Raw genomic sequence first — 8,905 nt, 5'->3', positions numbered from 1 at the left:
CGGGTCCGCGGCGCCGGAGAGGGCCGCGGTGGCCCGGCCCGTACTGGCGCAGGCGGTCCGGGAGCTGGCCGAGGAGGCGTCTGCCGGGCTGCCGCAGCCGTGGGCCCGCTCGGTGCGGGACGCGGCCTGGCGCGGCGCGCTGGGGCTGCCGGAGGCACTGGAGGACGCGATCGCGTCGGCCGAGGACGACGGCGACGAGGCCCGGCCGCCGAGGCCGCGCTGGTGGACGGTGGTCGCCTGCGCGCAGTGGCTGATGCTGGCCGTCCAGCTGATCGGCCTCTACCTGCTGGTGGACCTGATCGCCGGAGGGCCCGGATGGGGCGGCGTCTGGCTGCCGGTGGCGCTGCTGACGGGCGGTGCGCTGGGCGGTCCGCTGCTGGCCGGGTGCTGCCGGATCGCGGCACGGGGGCCGGCGCGGGCGTACGGGCTGGAGGAGGAGCGCGGACTGCGGCGGCTGGCGACCGGCTGGGGCCAGGCCTGGGTGCTGGAGCCGGTGGCCGCCGAACTGCTGCGGTACCGGGAGGTGCGAGAGCAGTACGTCATCGCGGCGGGCGGCACGGACCGCGCCTGAGGCCGGACCGGGAGACCTTCTGCCCGGCCGCCCTGCCACCCGGTCACCCGTCCGGGTGGCCGGGTTGTCCACAACCCGGCGGTACTCCACAGGCCGCGGCGGACATCGTCTCGGGCGGGCAGCATCGCTCCCGTACGGCTCGCACGACCCGTACGAGCCGTACGGGAGCGAACGGGAAGAGGACGGGGGCGGTTCCAGTGAACGAGACGACGGTGACGGTGGTCGGCAACGCCGCGTCGGCGGTGGAGGCCAGGACGACGGCGTCCGGTCATCCGGTGGCCCGGCTGCGGCTGGCCACCACGGTGCGGCGCTACGACGAGCAGCGGGGCGGCTGGACGGACGCCTACACCAGCTTCTACACGGTATGGGCGTTCCGGGGGCTCGCGGAGAACCTGGCGGCCTCCGTGACCGTCGGCGAACCCCTGGTCGTCCAGGGGCGGTTGCGAGTGCAGCAGGGCGAGCGCGACGGGAAGCGCTGGACGTCGGCGGAGATCGAGGCCACGGCGGTGGGGCACGACCTGGCCCGGGGCACCTCGTCGTTCCGCCGTGTCGTACGGGCCGTTCCCACCGGCGAACCGGCCGCAAGTCCATGAGACTTACACACAACCAGCCGGTAACTGCCCCTATGTCGCAGTGAGTGCGGTTCCGCGGCATTCCCTGATAACGATTGGGAATCGGAGTGTGTAACGTCTGATATTCCTGGGGACCGCGTTCCGATTGCTCCCTACGATCACCCCCTGAGACACGGGGGTTGACGAGGGGACGACCAGACCATGATTTCTGTACGCGGACGGGGTCCCGCCCGTTTCGCCGCCGCAGCGATAGCCACGGGCATGCTGGCGGTAGGAGCGATCGCCGGCGCGGGGACCGCCGTCGCAGACGAGAACAACCAGCAGGGCGGCGTGCTCGCCACCCTGCCCAAGGCCGGTGTGACGATCGGTTCCGGTGTCAAGATCCTCAACGGTCCCAATCCGGGCAACACCGCTGCCGGTCTGTTCGAGCTGCAGGTCGAGGGTGGCGGCACCCTGAAGACCTACTGCATCGACGTCGGCCGAGGGACGGTCGCGGGCGCCAAGTACCGCGAGGCGTCCTGGGACGAGTCCACGCTGCACAACAACGAGAACGCGGGCAAGATCCTCTGGATCCTGCAGAACTCCTACCCGCAGGTGAACGACCTCACGGCGCTCGCGAGCAAGGCCGGCGAGGGCGTCAGCCTCACCGAGAAGACCGCCGCCGCCGGCACCCAGATCGCGATCTGGCACTTCTCCGACAACGTGAAGGTCGACGCGGACGACGACAACGCCGACAAGCTCGCCGAGTACCTGATCCGGGAGGCTCAGAACCTCGCCGAGCCGAAGGCCTCGCTCACGCTCGAGCCGTCCGCCGTCTCCGGCAAGGCCGGTGAGAAGCTCGGCCCGGTCACCGTCCGCACCAACGCGCAGACCGTGAACGTCGCGCCCGGCGCGGAGGCCGCGAACGCGGGTGTGACGGTCGTCGACAAGGACGGCAACGCGGTGACCACCGCCAAGGAGGGCGACCAGCTCTTCTTCGACGTGCCCAAGGGCACCGAGCCCGGCACCGCCTCGCTGACCGCGCAGGCCAACACCGAGGTCGCCGTGGGCCGCGCCTTCACCAGCGTCGACCCGAAGAACCCGAGCCAGACCCAGATCCTGGCCGGCTCCAGCAGCTCCAGCGTCACCGCCAACGCGACCGCGAACTGGGCCAACGAGGGCCCGATCCCGGCCGTGACCGCCGAGAAGAACTGCGTCAAGGGCGGCGTGGACGTCACCGCCACCAACGAGGGTGACGAGCCGTTCTCCTTCTCCCTCGCGGGCAAGGAGTACGAGATCCCGGCCGGCGGCTCCGAGACCGTGACCGTCCCGGTCCAGGAGGACCAGGAGTACAACATCACGATCACCGGTCCGAACGGTTTCAAGGAGACCTTCACCGGCACCCTCGACTGCGAGACCGAGACCACCACCGGCGGCAACGGCGGCGGCGAGGAGGAGAGCCCCAAGCCCTCCACCGAGCCCAGCCCGGCCACCGTCGGCGGCGACACCGGCGACACCGGTGACACCGACGGCAACCTCGCCGAGACCGGCAGCAGCAGCAACACCCCGATCATCGCGGGCGTCGCCCTCGCCCTGGTGGTCCTCGGTGGCGCCGCCGTCTTCTTCCTCCGGAAGAAGAAGCCCGCCACCGCCGGCTCCGACGACTGAGCCGTCGCCTCACACGGCTCCACCGGTCCGGGCGTGATCGCCTGATCCGCCCGGACCACCCGGCCGCGTGCCGCCGCACCGCTTGCGGCGGCACGCGGTCTTTTCACGGCCCGGGGCCGTGACACAGGTCGCCGCGGTACTCGTTTTCGTCCCAGCGCGGGGGTGCGGCAAGATGGGGTGTATCTGCCCACTCCCTGATTGCCGGACGGTTTCTCTTGGCTGAGTACATCTACACCATGCGCAAGGCGCGTAAGGCGCACGGCGACAAGGTGATTCTCGACGACGTCACGCTGAGCTTCCTGCCCGGAGCGAAGATCGGTGTCGTGGGCCCCAACGGCGCCGGAAAGTCCACGGTGCTGAAGATCATGGCCGGGCTGGAGCAGCCGTCCAACGGCGACGCCTTCCTCGCCCCCGGCTACAGCGTCGGCATCCTCCTGCAGGAGCCCCCGCTGGACGAGTCCAAGACGGTGCTGGAGAACGTCCAGGACGGCGTCGCGGAGATCAAGGGCAAGCTCGACCGGTTCAACGAGATCGCCGAGCAGATGGCGACCGAGTACACCGACGAGCTGATGGAGGAGATGGGCAAGCTCCAGGAGCAGCTCGACCACGCGAACGCCTGGGACCTGGACGCCCAGCTGGAGCAGGCCATGGACGCCCTGGGCTGCCCGCCCGGCGACTGGCCCGTCACCAACCTCTCCGGTGGTGAGAAGCGCCGCGTCGCGCTGTGCAAGCTGCTGCTGGAGGCCCCCGACCTGCTGCTGCTGGACGAGCCCACCAACCACCTGGACGCCGAGTCCGTGCTGTGGCTGGAGCAGCACCTGGCCAAGTACGAGGGCACCGTCGTGGCCATCACCCACGACCGGTACTTCCTGGACAACGTCGCCGAGTGGATCCTCGAGCTCGACCGCGGCCGCGCCCACCCCTACGAGGGCAACTACTCCACCTACCTGGAGAAGAAGGCCGCCCGCCTCAAGGTCGAGGGGCAGAAGGACGCCAAGCGGCAGAAGCGCCTCAAGGAGGAGCTGGAGTGGGTCCGCTCCAACGCCAAGGGCCGCCAGGCGAAGTCCAAGGCGCGTCTGACCCGCTACGAGGAGATGGCCGCCGAGGCCGAGAAGACCCGCAAGCTGGACTTCGAGGAGATCCAGATCCCGCCGGGCCCGCGTCTGGGCAACGTCGTGGTGGAGGTCGAGCACCTGCACAAGGCGTTCGGTGACAAGGTCCTCATCGACGACCTCTCCTTCACCCTGCCGCGCAACGGCATCGTCGGTGTCATCGGCCCCAACGGCGCGGGCAAGACCACGCTGTTCAAGATGATCCAGGGCCTGGAGGAGCCGGACTCCGGCACCATCAAGATCGGCGACACGGTCAAGATCTCCTACGTCGACCAGGCCCGCGCCAACATCGACCCCAAGAAGACGCTGTGGGCCGTCGTCTCCGACGAGCTGGACTACATCAACGTCGGCCAGGTCGAGATGCCCTCGCGCGCCTACGTCTCCGCGTTCGGCTTCAAGGGCCCGGACCAGCAGAAGCCGGCCGGGGTCCTCTCCGGCGGTGAGCGCAACCGCCTGAACCTGGCGCTCACCCTCAAGCAGGGCGGCAACCTGCTCCTGCTCGACGAGCCGACCAACGACCTCGACGTCGAGACCCTGTCCTCGCTGGAGAACGCGCTGCTGGAGTTCCCCGGCTGCGCCGTGGTGGTCTCCCACGACCGCTGGTTCCTGGACCGCGTGGCCACCCACATCCTCGCCTACGAGGGCGAGAGCAAGTGGTTCTGGTTCGAGGGCAACTTCGAGTCGTACGAGAAGAACAAGATCGAGCGGCTCGGTCCGGACGCCGCCCGTCCGCACCGCACCACCTACAAGAAGCTGACGCGGGGCTGAGGAAGCGTGCGCCACACATTCCCCTGCCCCCTGCGCTGGTCCGACATGGACTCCTTCGGGCACGTCAACAACGTCGTGTTCCTGAGGTATCTGGAGGAGGCGCGGATCGACTTCATGTTCCGGCTCGCCCGCCAGGCGGCGTCGGGGGCCTTCACCGGCGGCTCGGTGGTGGCCAGGCACGAGATCTCCTATCTGCGCCCGCTGGTGCACCGGCACGAGCCGGTTGTGGTCGAGCTGTGGGTGACGAAGATCGGTGCGGCCTCGCTGACGGTGGAGTACGAGGTCAAGGACGGCCCCGGCGAGGGGGACACCGTCTACGTCCGGGCCTCGACGGTCGTGGTGCCGTACGACCTGGAGCGCGAGCGTCCGCGCCGGCTCTCCGACGAGGAGAAGGCTTTCCTCAAGGAGTACCTGGACGACAGCGCGACGGGGGCCGCCGCCGCATGAGCGGACAACCCCCACGCCTGGTGTTCGCCGACCCCGGGGAGGCGGCCGAGCTGGCCGCCCTCCTGGGGCGGCTGCTGCGCTGGGAGAAGACCGCGGCGGTACGGCTTCGGGCGACCGGCGACGGCGTCCTGGGCGTCTTCGCGCGCCCGGCCCGCTTCGAGGTGCTGGCCGTGCGCACCGCCCGGCTGACCGAACCGGCGGATCTGGACGCGACGGTCTCCGCCGGGGAACTGCTGGAGGGTCTCGACGAGGACTCCGAGTCAGCCTCTGTGCCCGCCGCCGTGACCGGCCCGCCCTGGGCCGGTCTGCTGCCGCCGCGCGGCGGCTGGCGTCCGGTGGGCGAGCTGCCGTACGAGTCGGTGCGCGCGGCGGCCGCCTCGGTGGTCGCCGAGTTCCGGCGGCGCAGCGAGGCGCTGGCGCCCGGCGAGCGCACCCGCGAGGCGCTGGACGCGCTGGCGGAGGAGATCTGGTCCCGCCCCCTGGGCGGCGGTACGGGGCTGCCGCTGCGCGCCGTGCACGCCGCGCAGGCGCTGGGCATGCTGCGTTCGCGCGGCCCGGCCCTGGCGGCCGGCCCGCAGGGCCCGCCGCCGCCCGCCGCGGGCGAGCCCGCCGCCGCGGTGGCCGTGCTGGCCGCCGGCACCTGGCTGCGGCTGCGCACCCCGTACGGCTCGGTCGCCGTGCGCGGCACCGGGCGGGGCGTGCCGGGGCTGAGCGTCACCCCGCTCTGAGAGCGTCTCCGCTCCCCGTGGAGACCTCCGTGGACGCCTCCGTGGGCGACATCGGGAAAGCCCCGGCCCGTGGAGCGGGAAGGGCCGGGGCATCGCCGTGTGCGCCGTGTGCGTGCGCGGTGCGGGGGGTCAGTCCGGGGTGTTGACCATCGAGGCGGCCGCGTAGACCAGGTAGTCCCACAGCTGCCTCTCGTGCTCGGGGGACAGGCCGAGGTCGTCCACGGCGTCGCGCATGTGCCGCAGCCAGGCGTCGTGGGCTGCGCGGTCGACCCTGAAGGGCACGTGCCGCATGCGCAGCCGGGGGTGCCCCCGCTGCTCGCTGTACGTCCGGGGCCCGCCCCAGTACTGCATCAGGAACAGCGCCAGCCGCTCCTCGGCCGGGCCCAGGTCCTCCTCCGGGTACATCGGCCGCAGCAGCGGGTCCCCGGCGACACCCTCGTAGAACCGGCGCACCAGCCGCCGGAAGGTCTCCTCGCCCCCGACCTGCTCGAAGAAGGTCTGCGTCTGCACGTCGCCACGCGGAATCTCCATCACGCCCCCCATGGTCGCAGATGCCCGGCCCGTGCCCTCGGGGCTCGGGGTCCATGGCCTTGAGGACCCGTGCCCCCGAGGACCCGGGCCCGGCCCGGCGGGCGGCCGGGGCCTCAGGCGTCGTCCCAGCGGAAGAGCCGGGCGGCCACGGCCGTCAGGACCGCCGCGAACAGCAGCAGCCCGCCCATGACGGGCAGCACCGCGCCCCAGGACTGGCCGCGGGAGAGGACGTCCTGCATCGCCTCGTTCAGGTACGTCAGCGGGAAGAGGCCGGAGACCGTCCGGATCCAGGCCGGCGCCACGTCCAGCGGGAAGAAGGCGCCGGAGAGGAAGGCCATCGGCAGGATGACCACCTGGGCCACCCCGTTCGCCGCCTCCTCGGTCTTCGCCCAGGCGCCGACGACCAGCCCGATGGACATGAAGGCCAGCGTGCCGCACACCACCAGCGGCACGGCCAGCCACCAGTGGCCGCTCAGCTCCAGGCCGTAGTAGGGGATGGAGGCCACGCCGAGGAAGACCGCGGTCTGGACGAGGGCCAGCCCCACGCTCACCCCGATGCGGGCCGCGATGACCGTGCCCGCGCTCACCGGGGCCAGCCACAGCCGCCGCAGGATGCGCTTCTTGCGCCAGTTGACCAGGGTGAACGCCGAGCCGAAGACCGCGCCCATCGCCACCGCCCAGCCGAGCAGGCCCGGGGTGAGGAACTGGATCGCCTTCAGCGACTCGTCCTCCACCTGGCGGGCGGTCAGCTCGTAGGCGGGCGGCTGCCCGGTCGCGGCGATGTTGACCTGCTGGACGACCGAGTCGACCAGCGCCCGCGCGTTGCCCGCCCGGACCTGGTCGGCGGCCGAGTAGCGCAGCCGCACCTCGTCGCCCTCCTGCCACACGGCGGCGTCCACGTCGCCCGCGCGGACCTCCTCCAGGGCCTCCTCCCGGTCGTCGGACCGCCTGATCTCCAGGACCTCCTTCAGCCCCTCGCGCGCCTCGCGCGGCAGGGAGTCGAAGATCTCGACCCGGCCGACCTGGACGATCTCCGCCCGCGCCGTCGAGTCGTTCTGGAACAGCGCGCCGAACAGCACCAGGAACATCAGCGGGAAGACCAGCATGAAGAAGGCGGCCGTACGGTCCCGCAGCAGGCCCAGGGCCATCGCCCTGGAGAGGCTGGCGAACGTCTTGGCGCTCACTGGCGGTACTCCCGTCCGGTCAGCTGGAGGAAGACGTCCTCCAGGGAGTCCACGCCCAGCTCCGCCACCAGATCGGCCGGGGCTCCCATGCGCAGCACGCGGCCGTGGTCCATCACCGCCACCCGGTCGCACAGCGTCTCGGCCTCGTCCATGTAGTGCGTGGTGAGCACCACGGTGCGGCCCTCCTCGTTGATGGCGCGCAGCAGGTCCCACAGGTTGCGGCGGGCCTGCGGGTCGAGGCCGGTGGTCGGCTCGTCCAGGAACACCAGCTCCGGGTCGTGGACCAGCGCGCAGGCTATGGACAGCCGCTGCGCCTGGCCCCCGGAGAGCTTGTTCTCGCGGGTGCCGGCCTTCTCGGTCAGGCCGACGGTCTCCAGCATCGCGTCGGCGCGCTCGGCGGGGACGTCGTAGAGGGAGGCGAAGGTGCGGATCTGCTCGCGGGCGGTCAGCTTCTCGAAGAACGCCGACGCCTGGAGCTGGACGCCCATGCGGCGCAGCAGCGCCGGGTCGCGGGGGAAGGGGGACCGGCCGAGCAGCCGGACCGTCCCCTCGTCCGGCCTGCGCAGGCCCTCGGTCATCTCCAGGGTGGTCGTCTTGCCCGCGCCGTTCGGTCCGAGGATGCCGTAGAACTCGCCGCGTTCGACGGTGAGGGACACCCCGTCGACGGCTTGCACATCCCCGTACCGCTTGCGCAGTCCCTCGACTGTGATCGCGGCGTCTGTCATGGAACGGAGGCTAGTGCCGGAACATCACCTTCCGGCACTGGCCGGGACCCGGGGCTGTCTCATCGGGCGGACCGGCGCCTGTGCCGGGGCCCAGGTGGTGGCGCCCCGGACGGGCCGGGGCGCCGGCCGGCGCCGGTCCGGGGGGTCAGCCCCGGTGCAGGGTGATCGTGGTCCACGCGCCGACGTGCACCCGGTCGCCCTCCTGGAGCGGGACGGGGACGAACGGCTGGATCGGGTCCTCGGCGCCGTTGATGGTGGTGCCGTTGGTGGAGTCCTGGTCGACCACGGACCAGCTTCCGTCGGGCTGCCGCACCAGCACCGCGTGCTGGTGCGAGACCCCCGGGTCCTCCGGCGAGCGGCCCAGGTCGATGTCGGGCGACTCGCCGGTGGAGTGGCGGCGGCGGCCGATGGTGACCTGGGGGCCGCTGAGCTGGACGCGCTGCTCGGCGGTGTAGGCGGGCATGTTGAGCCCGGCCGCCTCGGGGCCGCTGCGCCGCATCATCGCGGTGAAGTACTCGTGGTCGGGCCCGACCGTCACCGCCCAGTTCGCGGGCTGCTGCTGGGGCGGCGGCCCCTGCTGGTGGTGCTGCGGGGGCTGGTGGTGCTGTTGCGGCTGCTGC

The 8,905-nt window shown here is 71.8% G+C and carries 9 protein-coding genes and 1 pseudogene; 6 read left to right on the top strand and 4 right to left on the bottom strand.

Going from position 1 to position 8,905, the window contains the following annotated elements; all coding sequences use genetic code 11:
* The 6 genes and pseudogenes from L7D48_RS21590 to L7D48_RS21565 form a co-directional block, all read left to right on the top strand.
* Nucleotides 1–571: pseudogene (locus tag L7D48_RS21590) on the top strand (ATP-binding protein); the annotation flags it as partial.
* Between the two features lie 197 nt (nt 572–768).
* Complete coding sequence (locus tag L7D48_RS21585; protein WP_237881531.1) at nt 769–1,164, top strand: single-stranded DNA-binding protein; 396 nt, start codon at nt 769–771, stop codon at nt 1,162–1,164.
* A gap of 180 nt (nt 1,165–1,344) precedes the next feature.
* Entirely contained in the window at nt 1,345–2,790 is a 1,446-nt protein-coding gene (locus L7D48_RS21580) for a Cys-Gln thioester bond-forming surface protein (protein ID WP_237881529.1), read from the top strand.
* Nucleotides 2,791–3,005: 215 nt separating this feature from the next.
* Nucleotides 3,006–4,670, top strand: coding sequence for an energy-dependent translational throttle protein EttA (gene ettA, locus L7D48_RS21575; protein WP_237881527.1), 1,665 nt, complete (start codon nt 3,006–3,008; stop codon nt 4,668–4,670).
* Nucleotides 4,671–4,676: 6 nt separating this feature from the next.
* Complete coding sequence (locus L7D48_RS21570) at nt 4,677–5,117, top strand: acyl-CoA thioesterase (RefSeq protein ID WP_374493182.1); 441 nt, start codon at nt 4,677–4,679, stop codon at nt 5,115–5,117.
* Nucleotides 5,114–5,845, top strand: a complete 732-nt coding sequence (locus L7D48_RS21565; protein WP_237881525.1) for a hypothetical protein — start codon at nt 5,114–5,116, stop codon at nt 5,843–5,845. The genes L7D48_RS21570 and L7D48_RS21565 overlap by 4 nt, the downstream gene beginning before the upstream one ends.
* Nucleotides 5,846–5,974: 129 nt before the next feature.
* Here the strand turns inward: L7D48_RS21565 and L7D48_RS21560 are convergent, their stop codons facing one another.
* The 4 genes from L7D48_RS21560 to L7D48_RS21545 all read right to left on the bottom strand — a co-directional run.
* The gene (locus L7D48_RS21560; RefSeq protein WP_093849237.1) at nt 5,975–6,379 is read right to left on the bottom strand and encodes a globin; all 405 of its coding nucleotides are present in this window, start codon (nt 6,377–6,379) and stop codon (nt 5,975–5,977) included.
* A 110-nt stretch (nt 6,380–6,489) separates the two neighbouring features.
* Nucleotides 6,490–7,560 (bottom strand): ABC transporter permease, encoded by a 1,071-nt coding sequence (locus L7D48_RS21555; protein ID WP_237881523.1) that lies wholly within the window; start codon nt 7,558–7,560, stop codon nt 6,490–6,492.
* Nucleotides 7,557–8,285 carry an ABC transporter ATP-binding protein gene (locus L7D48_RS21550; RefSeq protein ID WP_237881521.1) on the bottom strand — a complete coding sequence of 243 codons (729 nt, stop codon included), beginning with the start codon at nt 8,283–8,285 and terminating at the stop codon, nt 7,557–7,559. Before L7D48_RS21550 ends, L7D48_RS21555 begins: the two co-directional genes overlap by 4 nt.
* A gap of 145 nt (nt 8,286–8,430) precedes the next feature.
* Nucleotides 8,431–8,905: FHA domain-containing protein (locus tag L7D48_RS21545; protein WP_237881519.1), on the bottom strand; the 475-nt coding region annotated here is incomplete at its 5' end.

The sequence above is a fragment of the Streptomyces sp. ICN903 genome (assembly GCF_022015835.1).
Taxonomy (GTDB): Bacteria; Actinomycetota; Actinomycetes; order Streptomycetales; family Streptomycetaceae; genus Streptomyces; species Streptomyces fenghuangensis.
The sequence above is the reverse complement of the archived record's forward strand: the minus strand, read 5'-3'. Positions and strand labels throughout refer to the sequence as shown.

What these genes read in the sequence shown, in the direction of transcription:
- L7D48_RS21580 (WP_237881529.1), top strand. Translation starts at nt 1,345, where the DNA reads ATGATTTCTGTACGCGGACGGGGTCCCGCCCGTTTCGCCGCCGCAGCG.
- L7D48_RS21550 (WP_237881521.1), bottom strand. Translation starts at nt 8,285, where the DNA reads ATGACAGACGCCGCGATCACAGTCGAGGGACTGCGCAAGCGGTACGGG.
- L7D48_RS21565 (WP_237881525.1), top strand. Translation starts at nt 5,114, where the DNA reads ATGAGCGGACAACCCCCACGCCTGGTGTTCGCCGACCCCGGGGAGGCG.